The organism is Pseudomonas sp. Irchel s3f19, from assembly GCF_900187555.1.
Classification (GTDB): Bacteria; Pseudomonadota; Gammaproteobacteria; order Pseudomonadales; family Pseudomonadaceae; genus Aquipseudomonas; species Aquipseudomonas capeferrum.
Genome location: NZ_FYDW01000016.1, coordinates 38,228 through 55,123 on the forward strand (window position 1 = coordinate 38,228; position 16,896 = coordinate 55,123).

The following is a 16,896-nucleotide window of genomic DNA, read 5'->3' on the forward strand; positions in this document are numbered from 1 at the left end:
TGCAGGAGCGGCCTTGCCGGGGCGCCGGCCCGGTCGGAAAGGGCCGCTAAGCGGCCCCAACGATCACGAAGACAAGTACGAAGAGCGGGTCAACCCAAGGCGCAAGGCATCAAGGTACTGGGTCCGCTCACGCGCGCTGATCTTCGCGCTGGCCACCTTGTCGCGGTAGTGAGTCATCAACTCCTCCGGCGACAAGTGCACGTAACGCAGCATGTCTTCGATGGTGTCGTGGGTCTCGATACCGGCGTGGTACACGCTGCCATCGGCGTTCTGGTAGATGTTCACCGAGTCGGTGTCACCGAACAAGTTGTGCATGTCGCCCAGGATCTCCTGGTAGGCGCCGACCAGGAACACGCCCAGCAGGTAGTCCTCACCCTCATTGAGCGCATGCACCGGCATGCTGGTCTCGATGCTCTGCTCGTCGACGTACTGGTTGATCTTGCCGTCGGAGTCACAGGTCAGGTCTTGCAGCACCGCACGACGCAGCGGCTCCTCATTCAGACGATGCAGCGGGATGATCGGCAACACCTGGCCGATGGCCCAGGTGTCCGGCAGGCTCTGGAACACCGAGAAGTTGCAGATGTACTTGTCGGCCAGCTTGTCGTTGAGCTCGTCCAGCACCTGACGGTGCGAACGCTGGCGTGCCTTCAGCGAGTTGTGCAGGCGACGGCACACGGCGAAGTAGCACTGCTCGGCCAGGGCCTTCTCGGCGAGGCTGATCTTGCCATCGGCATACTGCGCCGCCACGTCACCCATGTAGTGGGTGGCGCGCCAGTAAGTCTCGGTGACCATCTCGATGTCGGTCGGGCCGAGCAGGTCGGCCAGCCACTGCACGGTCTGCGGCAGGGCCTCTTTGTTCTCGATGGTCGGCACGTCGTCGTTGTGTTTCTCGACGTCGGTCACCTGGATCACCAGCATGGCGTGGTGCGCGGTCAGCGAACGGCCGCTCTCGGAGAAGATGTGCGGGTGCGGCAGGCCCTGCGCGTCGCAGAACTCCTTGAGCATGCCCACCACCACGCCGGCGTAGTCATCCATGTCGTAGTTGATGGAACTGGCATTGCGCGAGTGGGTGCCGTCGTAGTCCACACCCAGGCCACCGCCGACGTCGATGTGATCGACCGGCAGGCCCAACGCACGCAGCTCGCCGTAGTAACGGATGGCTTCCTTGAAGCCGTGCTGGTAGTCGGCCAGGTTGGCGATCTGCGAGCCCATGTGGAAGTGCAGCAGGCGGATGCCCTGGTCCAGGCCGGCATCGCGGAAGCGTTGCACCACCGAAATCAGCTGGGCGGCAGACAACCCGAACTTGGACTTCTCGCCACCGGTGTCCGCCCACTTGCTCGAAGCCAGCGAAGACAGGCGCACACGCAAGCCCACCTGCGGCTTCACCTTCAGCTCGGCGGCCTCCTCGATCACCAGGGCGACCTCGGACTCCTTCTCGATGACGATGAACACGTTGTGGCCCAGCTTCTGGCCCATCAGCGCCAAGCGAATGAACTCGCGGTCCTTGTAACCGTTGCAGACGATGGTGCCGCCCTTCGGCGCCAGCGCCAGCACCGCCAGCAGCTCAGGCTTGGAGCCGGCCTCAAGGCCGATCGAGACATTCTGGGTGGCGATGATGTTTTCCACCACCGCTTCCTGCTGGTTGACCTTGATCGGGTACAGCGCGGTGTACTGGCTCTGGTACTCCAGGCGCGCGATGTTGGCGTCGAACGCACCGGTCAGCTGGCGTACGCGGTCTTGCAGGATATCGGGGAAGCGCACCAGCAACGGCAACGACAGGCCGCTCTGGCGCAGCTCGTCGACCTGCTCGAACAGGTCGATCGGCGCGCTCTGGGGGCCATTGGGGCGCACTTCGACGCGCCCGGCTTCATTGATGGCGAAATAACCAGCGCCCCAATGGCGGATGCCGTAAACACTGCGGCTGTCGGCCACGGTCCATTGGCTACCATCGTCTTTGCGTGTGCGTCGTACGGACATTCAAGTCCCCTATAGATAAGTCGAAGACACTGCCCCAACAAAAGGGCCGGCGCAGTGTAAAAGCTGAAAATGACGGTTCGTCCGGTTCAGGGGTAGACCCTGCCAACAGGAACGAGTTTAGAAAGCACTGGGCAAAAAATCGCGCGCTGGCCTCAGCCGCCGGACTTTTTAGCTTTGAAACCCTGTTTGGTCAGCTCGCCGATCAACAGCTCGACATGGTCGCCCTGAATCTCGATAACCCCGTCCTTCAAGGCGCCACCGGTACCGCAGCGGCGCTTGAGCGTGGTGGCCAGCTCCTTGAGCTGATCGAGGGGCAGCGGCACGCCGGTGACAGTGGTCACGGTCTTGCCACCGCGGCCTTTGCTTTCACGGCGCACACGGGCAGTACCATCCCCCTCGGGGACGACTTGCTGCTTGCAGGTGCAGGCATCCACCGGCTGGCCACAGTCGGGGCAGTGCCGACCGGCATCGGTGGAGTAAACGAGACCGCCAAGGGCGGCGAAGGAAGAAGCTTTCTTGGCCACTTTTGTTCCTCTGTGCTGAGGACAAAAACTGGTCGGCGGGAGCCGACCGCGAAGCCCCACTCTGGCAGGGGCGGCGCTACTGCCGCAAGATCCTGCGGCAGCCCGAAAAGGGCGCGCAGTGTAACGATAAATCGGGGGCTTGTGTAGGAGCGGGTTTACCCGCGAACAAGGGCGTAGCCCTTGCCATGAAACGCAGGTGTCTGGGACGGCCTCTTGCGGCTAAACCCGCACCTACAGACTGGCTCTATACCGCTGCAACGCCGCCAACGAGTCCGGGCAATACGGCATGCCCAGGCTTTCTGCCTGGGCCTGCTCCAGGCTGATGAACCGCGCCTCGCTCACCTCCTCCGGCTGCAAGCGCAAAGGCGCATCGGACACCGCCGAATACACCGCACACCACAAGCGGTTATCAGGCTGGTCGAAGTAGAAGCGCTCATGAAAGCGCAACGCGACGCCATCGACACCCAGCTCTTCGGCCAACTCCCGGGCTGCCGATTCGGCATACCCCTCGCCCGCCGTCACCATGCCGCCTGCTGCCACATCCCAATACCCAGGGTACAGCGCCTTGCTCAAAGTACGCCGGTGCACGCACAACTCACCGGCACCATTGAACAGCAAGATGAACGTGCAGCGGCCGATCAGGCCGCGCTCACGCAGTTCAGCCCTGGGCAGGGCACCCAGTACCTGATCGGCCTCGTCGACCCAGGCGACCAGCTCACGGTCGGAAGCCGCCCGGTGGGCGGCTTCCTTGGTGCTGATGACCACTATCAGCCCTGCGACAGCAGCTGACGCAGGTCGATGACCGCAGCGTTGGCGCGGGAGATGTAGTTGGCCATGACCAGCGAGTGGTTGGCCCACATGCCAAAGCCGCTGCCATTCAGCACCATCGGGCTCCACAGCGCTTCCTGCGAGGCTTCCAGCTCACGGATGATCTGGCGCACGCTGACGGTGGCGTTCTTCTTCGCCAGCACGTCGGCGAAGTCGACCTCGATGGCACGCAGCAGGTGCGACAGCGCCCAGGCTTGACCACGGGCCTCATAGAACACGTTGTCGATCTGCAGCCATGGGGTTTCGACCACCTCCTCGTCAACCTGCGGCGCCTGGCCAGGTTGCACCGACTCGGTCTTCAGGGTGGTGTTGAGCTTGACCCGGCCAACGCTGGCCGAAAGGCGCTGCGACAGCGAACCCAGGCGGGTGGCCACATCGCCCAGCCAGTTGTTCAGGTTATCGGCACGGGTGTAGAAGATCGCGCCTTTATCGCCAGCGGCGAGGCGGGTCTGGTAGCGGTTAAGCGACTTGATGCCTTCTTCGAATTCCGACTCGCTCGACGGCAGGATCCAGCTCTTGTTGTCGAAGTTGAAGCGCGGCTCGGCCTTGGCCAGGTCGGCGTCTTCGGTGGACTGCGACTGCGAACGGGCGAAGTCCTTGCGCAGGGCACGGGACAGGTCGCGGACCTGAACCAGCACGCCGTACTCCCAGCTCGGCATGTTGTCCATCCACAGCCCCGGCGGGAAGCGGTCGTTGGAGATGTAACCGCCCGGCTTGTTCAGCAGGGTACCGGCGACGGTCTTGAGGGTTTCGATGGTGGTGTAGCCGACCACCATCTGCTGGCCATTGCGCTCGGCCGCGGTCTGGGCGTTCTGCTGCACCGGGAACAGCTCCGGCTCCTGGCTCCAGTACCAACCCAGGCCGATGCAGACCAGTAGGTACAGGCCGATCAGGGTACCCAGAGCACGGCTCCAGAGCCCGCCCAGGTAGCTACGGGCGGCGGCGCCACGGCCATCAACACGCTCGCGGGGTTCGGCTTTGGCCTCGCGGTTTTTCCAGTCCAGCATGGCATTGTCCTTAATCAGTCTCGACGGTTCAGGGGCTTTGACCACAGGCGTGCGCCAGGGTGCCACGGCAAGCCCGCGTCGCTGCACTATAAAGCAGACACTGCCGTACGCATAAGCGACCAGTGGGTCGGTAACTGAATATTCGTTCTAAACCCTTTGTTGATGGAGGGCACTCACCCAAAGGTAAAGAGCTGCTAGCATAGAGCCATCATCGAACCTGCATACCACCCACCCAAAAGTAGCCAGGACATGAGCCAAGCAGTCGATCCGAGCCAGCAGTGCCCCGCCCAGCACCTGTCGCGTACCGGCCTGCGCAAGGATGACCCGCTCAACCAGGTGCCGCTGCCCCTGCGCAAGCCGGTGTACATCCTTCTGCAGGACCACGAGCGTGCCCAGCGCCTGGCCCAACAGCTGGAGTTCTTCGGCCTTGGCGTGCAGCCCCTGTTCAGTGCCGATGCCTTCCACGCATCGCTCAGTGAATGCCCGCCTTCGGCCATCGTCATGGACGTGGACTTCACCGGTAGCGGCCAGGGCCTGCTCCTGGCAGCCCAAGCTCAGGCCCAGGCTCAGCAGGGTTTGCCGCAGCCCATTCCGCTGCTGTTCTTCAGCCATCACGAAACCGATACCCCTACCCGTCTGGCGGCGGTGCGCGCCGGCGGCAAGGAGTTCCTCACCGGCACGCTGGAAGCCTCCAGCCTGCTGGAAAAGGTCGAACTGCTGACCAGCGCGACCCCGCACGACCCGTTGCGGGTATTGATCATCGACGACTCGCGCACCCAGGCCCTGCACACCGAGCGCGTGCTCGCCAGCGCGGGCATGATCACCCGCAGCCTGACCGACCCGATCCGCACCATGGCGGAACTGGCCGACTTCCAGCCCGACCTGATCATCCTCGACCTGTACATGCCGGCCTGCACCGGCCCGGAGCTGGCCAAGGTGATCCGCCACAATGACCGCTACGTCAGTGTGCCGATCATCTACCTGTCGGCCGAGGACGACCTGGACAAGCAGCTCGATGCCATGAGCGAGGGCGGCGATGACTTCCTGACCAAGCCGTTTCGCTCGCGTCACCTGATCACCACCGTGCGCAACCGCGCCGCCCGTGCCCGCCACCTCAAATCACGCATGGTCCGCGACAGCCTCACCGGGCTGTACAACCACACCCACATCCTGCAACTGCTCGAAGACTGCTGCTACCGCGCCCGGCGCGAGCAGCAGCCGCTGAGCTTCGCCATGCTCGATATCGACCGTTTCAAGCAGATCAACGACCGCCACGGGCACCCGATGGGCGACCGGGTGATCAAGAGCTTGGCACTGTTCCTCAAGCAACGGCTGCGCAAGACCGATTTCATTGGCCGGTATGGTGGCGAAGAGTTCGCCATCGTCATGCCCAATACCGCACTGGATGCCGCGCACAAGGTGCTGGACGAGATCCGGCGGCGGTTTGCCGAAATTCTTTATCCGGCGCAGCCGCGTGACCTGAACTGCACGTTCAGCGCAGGCGTGGTGCAACTGGACGATGAGCTGGATGCGCTGACCATGGCCAGTGCGGCTGACGAGGCGTTGTACCGAGCCAAGCATGCGGGGCGTAACTGCGTGGTGCGGGTCGAACCCTAGGCCTTTGCAGGGGCCGATAAAGGCCAAATGCCATCTATTTCTCTCAGCGAGCCCCAGCCGTCATCACTGCGTAACAAAACCGCAATAACTTCAGGCGCTTACTTCTCCCACTCCCCGCAGGAAGTTCGCGGCTATGCGCCTGAAGTGGCTGACCAATTTCAACACCCTGTTGCTGGTGACCGTCTGCATCGCCCTGGGCGCGACCCTGTGGTGGTCGCAGCGTGCCCTGGAGCGCCCCTATCAGATGATGGAGCGCTACCTGGGCCTGTCCCAGCAGTTCCAGAACCAGGCAGCGCGCAACATCCAGGCCTACCTGGGCAGCGGTGACGCCTTGCGCCACGCCGCCGCCATGGAGGCCAACCAGCAGTTGCAGGCGGCTTTGGCCGAATGGCCCGAGGCGTTGGCCGGCACACTGCGCCCCAGCCTCGACAGCCTGCAGGCCTTTACCGCCGACGAACTGCTGGCGGCCGGCAAGCTGGCCGGTGACCCGCAAGCGCTGCTGTTGCAGGCCGAGCGCGAACTGGGGGCCAACTTCGAACAGTTGGCCGGCTACGCCCGGGACAGCAGCAGTGCCGAGGCCGACCGCTACCTGCTGCCGCTACTCGACGCCACCGTGCACCTCGGGCGCCTGTCGCTGGCACGCGACAAGCTGGTCAGCAGTGGCCGCCCTGAACTGGCCGATGAAGTGGAGCGCGAACTGCAACTGATCCGCGCCCAGGCCCAGGCCATCGACAGCCTGCCGTTGCTTGGCGTGACCCGAGCGGCCGAGTCCAATGCCGACGATTTCGCCGCCATGATGGGCCTGCAGACCCAAGCCAGCGAGCAGCGGGAAGACATCGCCGTCGGCCTCAAGCGCGAACTGCTAAGCCTGCTCAATCGCTACCCGGCCGAACTGCAACGCACCCGCGAGCAGATCGAACGCCGCGCCGCCCTGGCCGCCAGCGCGGGCCAGCGCCTGGAAGCGGTGCAACAGGCCATCGCCGGGCTGGAGCCGCAGGTCCGCGGCGAGCATGCCCGGATCGCCGCCGAAGTGCGTATCAGCCAAGGCCTGATGATCGGCCTGATCCTGCTGATCGCCCTGCTCATCGACACCCTGCAGCGGCGCTTGGCGCGAACCCTGACCAGCCTGGCTCCGGCCCTGTCGCACTGGGCCGAGGGCGATTTCGCCGAACCCATCGCCCTGGGCAAGACCAACCGCGAGCTGCACGACATCCAGGAATCGCTCAACCGCCTGCGCCAGTACCTCGTGGCCCTGGTCGGCACCCTGCGCCACAACGCCGAGCAGGTGGCCGGCAGCAGCCACGCCTTGGCCGGCATGAGTGCCGCCCTGCACGACGGGGCCGAGCGCCAGGCCGGCGATACGGGGCAAATCCGCGACGCGCTCGCTGAACTGGAGGCCACCATCCAGCAAGTGGCCGGCGATGCCAGCGCCGCCGCCGACGCCAGCCATGATGCGGGGCGTGCGGTGGAACGCGGCCAGGCGGTGATCGGCCAGAGCTTGTCCGGCTTGCGTGAGCTGGTCGACGAGGTGCAGGGCAATGCCCGCATGATCGAACAGTTGGCCGAAGAGTCTGCCACCATTGGTGGTGTGTTGACGGTGATTCGCTCGATTGCCGAGCAGACCAACCTGCTGGCCCTCAATGCCGCGATCGAAGCTGCGCGCGCCGGCGAAATGGGCCGCGGCTTTGCCGTGGTGGCTGACGAAGTGCGCTCCCTGGCACAACGCACCACCGGTGCGACGGGCGAGATCCAGGCGCTGATCGACCGCTTGCAGCAGGCGGCCAAGGGCTCGGTGGCGGGCATGCGGGCGCAACTCGAACATGCCGAGGCCACTGCCAGCCAGGCCCAGGCCGCTGACGGCGCGCTGGACGAAATTGTCCGCGCCATTGGCACCATTGCCGATACCGCAGTGCGCATCGCCGATGTCACGGCACAGCAGAGCGGCGCGGTGAGCGAGATTCGCGACCATAGCGAGCGGATTCATGCGTTGGGTGAGGACAATTTGCAGCGCATTGGCGAGGGGCGCGAGCAAGGCGAGCAATTGCTGAACCTGGGCAGCGAGCTGAGCACGGCTGTGCGTGCGTTCAGGGTCTGATCGTCTGCCTGTGGGGCCGGTACAGGCGATACAAGCAACAGCGGCCATGTGTCGCTCGCCCAGACGCCACACGCCAAATCCAGACCAACTCCGTTATCATGCCCAGCACGTTCCACCTCGCGAGTCCGCCATGCGCCGCCTGTTTCTCCTGCTGTTCCTGCTGCTGGCCAGCCCTGCCTTCGCTACGGGCCTGCTCGACAACCGCCCAAGCGCCACCCTCGGCGCCGCTTCCCTGTCCAACGCCGCAGATTTCCTGCCCGTTCACGAAGCCTTCAAGCTCAGCCTGATCCAGGCCGACGCCCAGCACATCAAACTGCGCTTCGTCGCCACCGACGGCTACTACCTTTACCGCCACCGTTTCCAGTTCCGCACGGAACCGGCCGACGTGGCCCTGGGCACGCCCAACATCCCCAAGGGCGAAGCCAAGCACGACGAATTCTTCGGTGACGTCGAGGTGTATCACGGTGTGCTCGACATCGAACTACCCCGCACCGACTCACGCGCGTTCACCCTGTTGGTGGGTTACCAGGGGTGCGCCGACAAGGGCCTGTGCTACCCGCCGGAAACCGAGCGCCTGAGCATCGACGGCGAAGGCGGTGCCGCCGCTGTAGCGCCGGCGGCCGGTGCACAGGGCTGGAACTGGAAATCGCTGTTGCTGTTCTTCCTCGCCGGCGTCGGCCTGACCTTCACCCCCTGCGTACTGCCGATGCTGCCGATTCTCTCGGGCGTGGTCCTGCGCGGCCAGGTCGGTGGGCTGCGCGGGCTGGCGCTGTCACTGGCGTACATCCTGCCGATGGCGGTCAGCTTCGCGGTACTGGGCGCGCTGATGGGCCTGTTCGGTGCCGGCCTCAACCTGCAGGCGCGCCTGCAGTCGGCTTGGTTGCTGGTGCCCTTCGCGCTGTTTTTCGTGGTGTTCGCCCTGGCCATGTTCGGCCTGTTCGAGCTCAAGCTGCCGCAAGCCTTGAGCAACCGCCTCGACAACGTCGCCAGCCGCACCAAGGGTGGCTCGTTGCTCGGCGCAGCGGTGCTGGGCGTACTTTCCAGCCTGCTGGTGTCGCCCTGCGTGTCGGCACCGCTGGCCGGTGCCCTGCTCTATATCAGCGCCAGTGGTGATGCCTTGGGCGGTGCGCTCAAGCTGTTCGCCCTGGGCCTTGGCATGGGTGCGCCGCTGCTGCTGGTGGCCACCGGCGGCGCGGCCTGGCTGCCGAAGAGCGGCCCGTGGCTGAACACGGTGAAAAACGCCATCGGTGTGCTGCTGCTGGGCCTGGCCATCGGCCTGCTCAGCCGCGTACTGCCCGGGCCGCTGACCTTGCTTCTGGTCGGCTTCCTGGCCGGCGGTGTGGCGGTGTTCCTCGGCGCCGTGGAGTTCGTTATCAAAACCCCGCGCCAGCGCCTGGCACAGCTGCTGGGCCTGGCCTTGCTGATGTACGCCCTGGCCTGCTGGTACGGGGCGCTCAATGGCCAGGGCGACCCGCTGCGCCCCTTGCCTGCGCCCGGCGTGGCTGCTGGCAGTGCTGGCCCTACCGCCCCCGCGGATGCCTGGCAGACCATCACTACCCCCGCCGCGCTGGACGCCGCCCTGGCCCAGGCCAAGGCCGCCGGCCAGCCGGTGCTGCTCGACTGGTACGCCGACTGGTGCATCAGCTGCAAGGTGATCGAGCACGAAGTGCTCAACGCCGCGCAGGTCCAAGCGCAGCTGGGCGCGTTCAAGCTGCTGCGCTTCGACATCACCGAAAGCAACGCCGAGCAGCGCACCCTGCTCGATCGCTACCAACTGTTCGGCCCGCCCGCGCTGCTGTTCTTTGCAGCGAACGGCAGCGAAATGACCAGCGATCGGGTCATTGGCGAGATAAACGCCGGCGATTTTGCCGAGGTTCTGGCGCGCGTGCGCGGCAAACTCGGTCTATAACTTCCGGCGGGCCGCAGAAAATCCTCGGCACAGTGACCGGATTTAATCATCCGGTCACATACTTCGCGCGAATCTCGGACATCGTGCTGGCTATTGCCGGGAACTGGACACTTGCTGTCGCTTTGCGGCACACTCGCCGCGCTGTGTCGAATTGCCCTACAAATCCAAGGAATCCGCAGATGGCTACGCTACTGGTGCTTCACGGCCCCAACCTCAACCTGCTCGGTACCCGCGAGCCGGGCCACTACGGCGCCGTGACCCTGGCCCAGATCAACCAGGACCTGGAGCAACGTGCCCGCGCCGCAGGCCACCATCTGCAATACCTGCAGAGCAATGCCGAATACGAACTGATCGACCGTATTCACGCCGCACGCAACGAGGGTGTGGACTTCATCCTGATCAATCCGGCTGCTTTCACCCACACAAGTGTCGCATTACGTGACGCATTGCTTGCGGTGAGCATCCCATTCATCGAAGTGCACCTGTCCAACGTGCACAAACGCGAACCGTTCCGCCACCACTCCTACTTTTCCGATGTGGCCGTAGGGGTGATTTGCGGCCTGGGCGCCAGCGGTTATCGCATGGCCCTGGAGTCCGCGCTGGAACAACTGGCTGCCAACGCACAGCCCTGATGACAGAGACCCTGGCCTAAGTGGGCCGGGGTTTGAGAGAAACGTTCTAGACACGTTTTCAATTACGCCCCCTGACCGAACCTTGGGAGTTGATGATTAATGGATATCCGTAAAGTCAAGAAACTGATCGAACTGCTGGAAGAGTCTGGCATCGACGAACTGGAGATCAAGGAAGGCGAAGAGTCGGTCCGTATCAGCCGTCACAGCAAGACCCCAGCAGCTCAACAGTTCTACGCACCGGCCCCGATGGCTGCCGCCCCTGTAGCTGCCCCGGCCGCTGCCGCTGCTGCTGCCCCGGTCGCCGAAGCCGCTGCCCCGGCCCTGAAAGGCACCGTGGTGCGTTCGCCGATGGTTGGTACCTTCTACCGCAAACCATCGCCGACCTCGCCGAACTTCGCTGAAGTTGGCCAGTCGGTGAAAAAGGGCGACACCCTGTGCATCGTCGAAGCCATGAAGATGATGAACCACATCGAAGCCGAGTTCGGCGGTGTCATCGACGCCATCCTGGTAGAAGACGGCCAGCCGGTTGAGTTTGACCAGCCGCTGTTCACCATCGTTTGAACCGCGGAGAGCCAACGATGTCTGCGAAGCTCGAAAAAGTCCTGATCGCCAACCGCGGGGAAATTGCCCTGCGGATCCTGCGTGCCTGCAAAGAGCTGGGCATCAAGACCGTCGCCGTGCACTCCACGGCTGACCGCGAACTGATGCACCTGGGTCTTGCAGACGAGTCGGTCTGCATCGGTCCTGCGCCCTCCAAAGGTTCCTACCTGCACATCCCGGCGATCATCGCTGCCGCCGAAGTCACTGGCGCCACCGCGATCCACCCGGGCTACGGCTTCCTGGCTGAAAACGCCGACTTTGCCGAGCAGGTAGAAAAATCCGGTTTCGCCTTCATCGGCCCGAAAGCCGACACCATTCGCCTGATGGGCGACAAGGTTTCGGCCAAGGACGCGATGATCAAGTCGGGCGTTCCGACCGTACCGGGCTCTGACGGCCCGCTGCCGGAAGACGAAGAAGTCGCCCTGGCAATCGCCCGTGACGTCGGCTACCCGGTGATCATCAAGGCCGCCGGTGGCGGTGGTGGTCGCGGCATGCGTGTGGTGCACAAGGAAGAGGACCTGATTTCCTCGGCCAAGCTGACCCGTACCGAAGCCGGTGCTGCGTTTGGCAACCCGATGGTCTACCTGGAGAAGTTCCTGACCAACCCACGTCACGTGGAAGTTCAGGTACTGTCCGACGGCCAGGGCAACGCCATCCACCTGGGCGACCGTGACTGCTCGCTGCAGCGCCGTCACCAGAAGGTACTGGAAGAAGCGCCGGCACCGGGCATCGACGAGAAGGCCCGTCAGGAAGTCTTCAAGCGTTGCGTCGATGCGTGCATCGAGATCGGCTACCGCGGTGCGGGTACTTTCGAGTTCCTGTACGAGAACGGCAACTTCTACTTCATCGAGATGAACACCCGCGTACAGGTTGAGCATCCGGTGTCGGAAATGGTCACTGGCATCGACATCGTCAAGGAGATGCTGAGCATCGCCGCTGGCAACAAGCTGTCGTTCCGCCAGGAAGACGTGGTGATCCGTGGTCACTCCCTGGAGTGCCGGATCAACGCCGAAGACCCGAAGAAGTTCATCCCGAGCCCAGGCACGGTCAAGCACTTCCACGCACCGGGCGGCAACGGCGTTCGCGTCGATTCGCACCTGTACAGCGGTTATTCGGTTCCGCCGAACTACGACTCGCTGATCGGCAAGCTGATCACCTACGGCAAGGACCGCGAAGAAGCCATGGCGCGCATGCGCAATGCGCTGGACGAGATCGTCGTCGACGGCATCAAGACCAACATCCCGCTGCACCGCGACCTGGTGCGTGATGAAGGTTTCTGCAAAGGCGGCGTCAACATTCATTACCTCGAGCACAAACTGGCTAGCCAGGAGTGATTGTGTAGTGTGATGTGATGAAAACCCCGGACTTGTGCCGGGGTTTTTTATTGGCTGCAGGAAGTTGGTGATGCTGATAGGTGCATGCCTTGAGGGGTGTGTTGCCTATGAGATCGAGCGCCGTCACCGCACAATCCCCCAAACAATCCTCACCCTTTCATCCGCGGCATCTCGATACGATGCTCATGCACCCGCCGATACAACGTCGCCCGCGAAATCCCCAACGCCCGCGCCGCATCTGCCGGCTTCCAGCGATGCCGGATCAAGGCATCGAGCAACAGCTGCCGCGCCGGGCTGGAAAGGCTACGGTCGCCAGAGGGCAACGCATCACCACGCACCTCCTGCGGCAAATCCTCAAGCCTGACCCACCCGCCTTCACTCACCGCACAGGCATAGCGCAACACCTGGCGAAGCTGGCGCAAGTTGCCCGGCCAGCGATACAGCAACAGCGCCTGCAATGCATCATCCGCCAGCATCACCTCGACACCGCACGCCTCCGCTTCCTCGGCCAACAACTGATGAACCAACCCCAACCGGTCCTCCCGATCCCGCAGCGGCGGTAACTCGAACCTGGCGTTGGCCAGGCGGAAATACAGGTCCTCGCGAAAACGCCCGTCCGCCACCATCGCCGCCAGATCCCGGTGCGTCGCGCAGATCACCTGGATATCCACCCGCTCACGCCGCGCAGCCCCCAGTGGCGCCACCTCGCCCTCGGCCAGCACACGCAGAAGGCGGGTCTGCAGATTCAGCGGCATGTCGCCGATCTCGTCGAGGAACAACGTGCCGCCATCAGCCTGCTGCAAAAGCCCCTGCATGCCTTTGCTGGAAGCCCCGGTGAACGCCCCGGCCACATAGCCGAACAGCTCGCTCTCGATCAGGCTCTCGGGGATGGCTGCGCAGTTCAGCGTGACGAAGGGCCCTTCACGCCGCAGGCTTTGCAGGTGCAACTGACGGGCGAAAACCTCTTTGCCGACGCCTGTCTCACCCTGCACCAGCACCGCCAGGTTGCAGTCCTTGACCCGCGTGGCCAGGCGCAAGTGCTGCTCGATGCGCGTATCCTGCGCCTGGCGCAACCGCTGCGCTTGCGGGCGCCGTTGCGGTGCGCTGACCCGGCCATACAGCTCGCCCCAGCCAGGCAGGCGTTGCGCCGAGGCCTCGTTGATGGAGCGCAGTTGGCCCGGGTCGAACAATTCGCCGATATGCTCGGGCAAGCGGCCCAGGCGCTCCACCAGCCGCTGGCGGGCCAGGCTGTTGAGCGCCTGCAGACGGCCGTCGGCATCCCAGGCCAGCAGGTAATCCGGCTGGCTCTCGACGTAGCCCGGTGTGCCATGCGCACGCATGACCCAATGGCCCTGGGCGCTGTGCATGAAAAACGCGTTTTCGATCTCGCGCGCAGTCTGCTCGACCAACTGCCGGATCAGGTGCTGGCTGCGGCGATCATCCGGGGACTGCAAGGCGGACACATCCACCACGCCAAGCAGCTCGCCGAGCGGGTCGAACACCGGCGCCGCGGTGCAGGTCAGGCCGATGAAGGCGGCGCGAAAGTGATCGCGCTTGTGCACCGTGACCGGCGCCTTGCTGGTCAGCACCGCCGCCACCCCACAGGTGCCCTCCTCGCCCTCCGACCAGCACGTGCCGAGGTACAGCCCGGCCTTGCGGCAGTCGTTGCGGATGGCCGACTCGACCCGGTAATCGATGGTCTGCCCTTGGGCATCGGTAAGCAGTACGCAATAGTCGGCGCCGCGCACCCGTTCATGCAGCCGCGCCACCGCATCGCTGGCGATGCGCAAGAACAGCTCGGCGCGTTCGCGGCATTCGTTGAGCAGGCTTTGGGAAAGGATACGTGGCCCCTGCTGCGAGCCTGGATCGAGGCGATACAGGTCCATGGAGCGGCGCCAGGAGTCGAGGATCAGCGGCGGCACCGGCGCCTGGGGCAGGCGATCGGCGTTTTTCAGCACCCGGCTGACGCAGTCGACATGGGCTCGGGAGTTCGCGGCAAGCATTCAGGCCCTCCGGTTCTCGTTGCTGTTTTTGTCGTTGTGCGGCCATTAAGCGCTTCCAGGCATGCCCCGACAAGCACTGTGTGATTACCGGTTGGCTTGAGACGCTGCGTCTCAGCGTCTCGGCAAACACGGCCCCGGCGCGGCACGCGGCGTCTCGCAGGGGCCGCCCGGCACATGCCTGGTGCTATCCCGCAACCGCTCTAAGGCGGCCACTTCAGGCCTGCCGAGCAAAGCTGGCACCCACCTTGCTCTGCCCATGGCAAACAAGAATATGAGGTGCGCCATGCCGCAACCCACCCCGACTGTCGGGATCATTGCCAACCCTGCCTCTGGCCGCGACCTGCGCCGCCTGACTGCCAGTGCCGGGCTCTATTCGAGCACCGACAAGGCTTCGGCGATCCAGCGCCTGCTCGCCGCCTTCGGTGCCACCGGCATCGGCAAGGTTCTGCTGCCCACCGACATGACCGGCATCGCCGCCGCCGTGCTCAAGGCCAGCCAAGGCCCGGGCGCTCGCGATCAGCACTGGCCGAACCTCGAGATCATCGACCTGCCGTTGACCCAGACCGTTGCCGATACCCGCCTGGCCACCCGGCGCATGGTCGAGCAAGGCGTGACGATGATCGCGGTACTCGGCGGCGATGGCACCCACAAAGCCGTTGCTGCCGAGGCAGGCGACACGCCACTGCTGACGTTGTCCACCGGCACCAACAATGCCTTCCCTGAATTGCGCGAAGCCACCAGCGCCGGCCTGGCCGGCGGCCTGCTCGCCAGCGGCCGCGTACCCGCCAGCATCGGCTTGCGCCGCAACAAGCGCCTGCTGGTGAAGGTGCCCGAGCAGCAGTTGGCCGAGTGGGCCCTGGTGGAAGTCGCCGTGTCGCCCCAGCGCTTCATCGGCGCCCGGGCCCTGAGCCGCAGCGAAGACCTCAGCGAAGTGTTCGCCTGCTTCGCCGAACCCCACGCCATTGGCCTGTCCGCCTTGTGCGGCCTGTGGTGCCCGGTTTCACGCCTGGATGCTCACGGCGCCTGGGTACGCCTGAACCCTGGCGCTGAACAGGCCCTGCTCGCACCGCTGGCGCCCGGTGTGCTGCAAGGCTGTGGCATCACCGCCAGCGGCCCATTGACGCCCGGTGTCGCCTATCGCCTGAGCCTGGCCAGCGGCACGCTGGCCCTGGACGGCGAACGCGAGATCGAATTCGCCGAACACGACACCCCCACCATCACCCTGGACCACCAAGGCCCCCTGACCGTGGACGTCGAGGCCGTACTGGCCCACGCCGCCTGCCATCACCTGCTGGCCGTCCCGCGCGGCCACCGGCTACACCCTGCAACCGCGTGTTGAGACAACCCTGGAGAACAACAAGATGTCCAATCAACTCAGTACCGAACAACTGCTGCATGCCTATGAAGTGATGCGCACCATTCGCGCATTCGAAGAGCGTCTGCACGTGGAGTTTGCCACCGGCGAGATCCCCGGGTTCGTCCACCTCTATGCTGGCGAGGAGGCCTCCGCTGCAGGGGTCATGGCCCACCTGCGCGACAGCGACTGCATTGCCTCGACCCACCGCGGGCACGGCCACTGCATCGCCAAGGGCGTGGATGTGTACGGCATGATGGCCGAGATCTACGGCAAGAGAACTGGCGTATGCGGCGGCAAGGGCGGCTCCATGCACATTGCCGACCTGGAAAAGGGCATGCTCGGCGCCAACGGCATCGTCGGGGCCGGTGCGCCGCTGGTTGCCGGTGCTGCTCTGGCCGCCAAGCTCAAGGGCCGCGATGACGTGTCGGTGGCCTTCTTCGGCGACGGCGCCTCCAACGAGGGCGCCGTGTTCGAAGCCATGAACATGGCCGCGATCATGAACCTGCCGTGCATCTTCGTCGCCGAAAACAACGGCTACGCCGAGGCAACGGCCTCGAACTGGTCGGTGGCCTGCGACCACATTGCCGACCGCGCCGCCGGGTTCGGCATGCCGGGTGTGACCATCGACGGCTTCGATTTCTTCGCCGTGTACGAGGCCGCCGGCGCCGCCATCGAACGGGCGCGTAGCGGGCAAGGGCCTTCGCTGATCGAGGTCAAGCTCAGCCGCTACTACGGCCACTTCGAAGGCGACGCGCAAACCTACCGCGCCCCGGATGAAGTGAAGAACCTGCGCGAAACCCGTGATTGCCTGATGCAGTTCCGCAACAAGACCACCCGCGCCGGCCTGCTCAGTGCCGAACAACTGGACGCCATCGACGCCCGTGTCGAGGACCTGATCGAAGACGCCGTGCGCCGTGCCAAATCCGATCCCAAGCCACAGCCCGCCGACCTGCTCAGCGACGTCTACGTCAGCTACCCCTGAGCTGCGGATTAAAAGAACAAGAGGAGAATCA

General features: G+C 64.6%; 13 protein-coding genes. 8 read left to right on the forward strand and 5 right to left on the reverse strand.

Annotated elements, in window-relative coordinates:
* Nucleotides 1-63: 63 nt before the first annotated feature.
* The 4 genes from speA to CKW22_RS24545 form a co-directional block, all read right to left on the reverse strand.
* A complete protein-coding gene (gene speA, locus CKW22_RS24530; RefSeq protein WP_033703387.1) occupies nt 64-1,977 on the reverse strand; it encodes an arginine decarboxylase in 1,914 nt (637 codons plus the stop codon).
* 152 nt (nt 1,978-2,129) lie between these two features.
* Nucleotides 2,130-2,501: a translation initiation factor Sui1 gene (locus tag CKW22_RS24535; RefSeq protein ID WP_033703388.1), complete on the reverse strand. Its 372-nt coding sequence runs from the start codon at nt 2,499-2,501 to the stop codon at nt 2,130-2,132.
* Between the two features lie 231 nt (nt 2,502-2,732).
* Nucleotides 2,733-3,266 carry an NUDIX hydrolase gene (locus CKW22_RS24540; RefSeq protein WP_033703390.1) on the reverse strand — a complete coding sequence of 178 codons (534 nt, stop codon included), beginning with the start codon at nt 3,264-3,266 and terminating at the stop codon, nt 2,733-2,735.
* A 2-nt stretch (nt 3,267-3,268) separates the two neighbouring features.
* Nucleotides 3,269-4,336: a DUF2333 family protein gene (locus tag CKW22_RS24545; RefSeq protein WP_033703391.1), complete on the reverse strand. Its 1,068-nt coding sequence runs from the start codon at nt 4,334-4,336 to the stop codon at nt 3,269-3,271.
* 249 nt (nt 4,337-4,585) lie between these two features.
* On the opposite strand from CKW22_RS24545, the gene CKW22_RS24550 reads away from it, so the two are divergent.
* From CKW22_RS24550 to accC, 6 genes are all read left to right on the forward strand, one after another.
* Complete coding sequence (locus CKW22_RS24550; protein ID WP_033703393.1) at nt 4,586-5,953, forward strand: diguanylate cyclase; 1,368 nt, start codon at nt 4,586-4,588, stop codon at nt 5,951-5,953.
* Between the two features lie 1,315 nt (nt 5,954-7,268).
* Entirely contained in the window at nt 7,269-8,048 is a 780-nt protein-coding gene (locus CKW22_RS28235) for a methyl-accepting chemotaxis protein (protein ID WP_371856448.1), read from the forward strand.
* 130 nt (nt 8,049-8,178) lie between these two features.
* Complete coding sequence (locus tag CKW22_RS24560; RefSeq protein WP_095065381.1) at nt 8,179-9,957, forward strand: protein-disulfide reductase DsbD; 1,779 nt, start codon at nt 8,179-8,181, stop codon at nt 9,955-9,957.
* A 179-nt stretch (nt 9,958-10,136) separates the two neighbouring features.
* Complete coding sequence (aroQ, locus tag CKW22_RS24565; protein WP_033703396.1) at nt 10,137-10,589, forward strand: type II 3-dehydroquinate dehydratase; 453 nt, start codon at nt 10,137-10,139, stop codon at nt 10,587-10,589.
* Between the two features lie 99 nt (nt 10,590-10,688).
* Entirely contained in the window at nt 10,689-11,150 is a 462-nt protein-coding gene (gene accB, locus CKW22_RS24570; RefSeq protein WP_033703397.1) for an acetyl-CoA carboxylase biotin carboxyl carrier protein, read from the forward strand.
* Nucleotides 11,151-11,167: 17 nt separating this feature from the next.
* Nucleotides 11,168-12,523, forward strand: a complete 1,356-nt coding sequence (gene accC, locus CKW22_RS24575) for an acetyl-CoA carboxylase biotin carboxylase subunit (protein ID WP_033703398.1) — start codon at nt 11,168-11,170, stop codon at nt 12,521-12,523.
* 149 nt (nt 12,524-12,672) lie between these two features.
* Here accC and CKW22_RS24580 read toward each other — a convergent pair whose 3' ends face one another.
* Complete coding sequence (locus CKW22_RS24580; RefSeq protein ID WP_095065383.1) at nt 12,673-14,526, reverse strand: sigma-54-dependent Fis family transcriptional regulator; 1,854 nt, start codon at nt 14,524-14,526, stop codon at nt 12,673-12,675.
* Nucleotides 14,527-14,809: 283 nt separating this feature from the next.
* Here CKW22_RS24580 and CKW22_RS24585 point away from each other — a divergent pair, with 283 nt between their 5' ends.
* Together CKW22_RS24585 and CKW22_RS24590 are read left to right on the forward strand one after the other, a co-directional pair.
* Nucleotides 14,810-15,865: an ATP-NAD kinase family protein gene (locus CKW22_RS24585; RefSeq protein ID WP_047583489.1), complete on the forward strand. Its 1,056-nt coding sequence runs from the start codon at nt 14,810-14,812 to the stop codon at nt 15,863-15,865.
* Between the two features lie 22 nt (nt 15,866-15,887).
* Complete coding sequence (locus tag CKW22_RS24590) at nt 15,888-16,865, forward strand: thiamine pyrophosphate-dependent dehydrogenase E1 component subunit alpha (protein ID WP_033703401.1); 978 nt, start codon at nt 15,888-15,890, stop codon at nt 16,863-16,865.
* Nucleotides 16,866-16,896 lie beyond the last annotated feature (31 nt).

Bases quoted from the DNA above. Each gene is read 5' to 3' on its own strand.
- speA (WP_033703387.1), bottom strand. From the start codon at position 1,977: ATGTCCGTACGACGCACACGCAAAGACGATGGTAGCCAATGGACCGTG.
- CKW22_RS24545 (WP_033703391.1), bottom strand. From the start codon at position 4,336: ATGCTGGACTGGAAAAACCGCGAGGCCAAAGCCGAACCCCGCGAGCGT.
- CKW22_RS24550 (WP_033703393.1), top strand. From the start codon at position 4,586: ATGAGCCAAGCAGTCGATCCGAGCCAGCAGTGCCCCGCCCAGCACCTG.
- CKW22_RS28235 (WP_371856448.1), top strand. From the start codon at position 7,269: ATGAGTGCCGCCCTGCACGACGGGGCCGAGCGCCAGGCCGGCGATACG.
- CKW22_RS24560 (WP_095065381.1), top strand. From the start codon at position 8,179: ATGCGCCGCCTGTTTCTCCTGCTGTTCCTGCTGCTGGCCAGCCCTGCC.
- aroQ (WP_033703396.1), top strand. From the start codon at position 10,137: ATGGCTACGCTACTGGTGCTTCACGGCCCCAACCTCAACCTGCTCGGT.
- accB (WP_033703397.1), top strand. From the start codon at position 10,689: ATGGATATCCGTAAAGTCAAGAAACTGATCGAACTGCTGGAAGAGTCT.
- accC (WP_033703398.1), top strand. From the start codon at position 11,168: ATGTCTGCGAAGCTCGAAAAAGTCCTGATCGCCAACCGCGGGGAAATT.
- CKW22_RS24580 (WP_095065383.1), bottom strand. From the start codon at position 14,526: ATGCTTGCCGCGAACTCCCGAGCCCATGTCGACTGCGTCAGCCGGGTG.
- CKW22_RS24585 (WP_047583489.1), top strand. From the start codon at position 14,810: ATGCCGCAACCCACCCCGACTGTCGGGATCATTGCCAACCCTGCCTCT.
- CKW22_RS24590 (WP_033703401.1), top strand. From the start codon at position 15,888: ATGTCCAATCAACTCAGTACCGAACAACTGCTGCATGCCTATGAAGTG.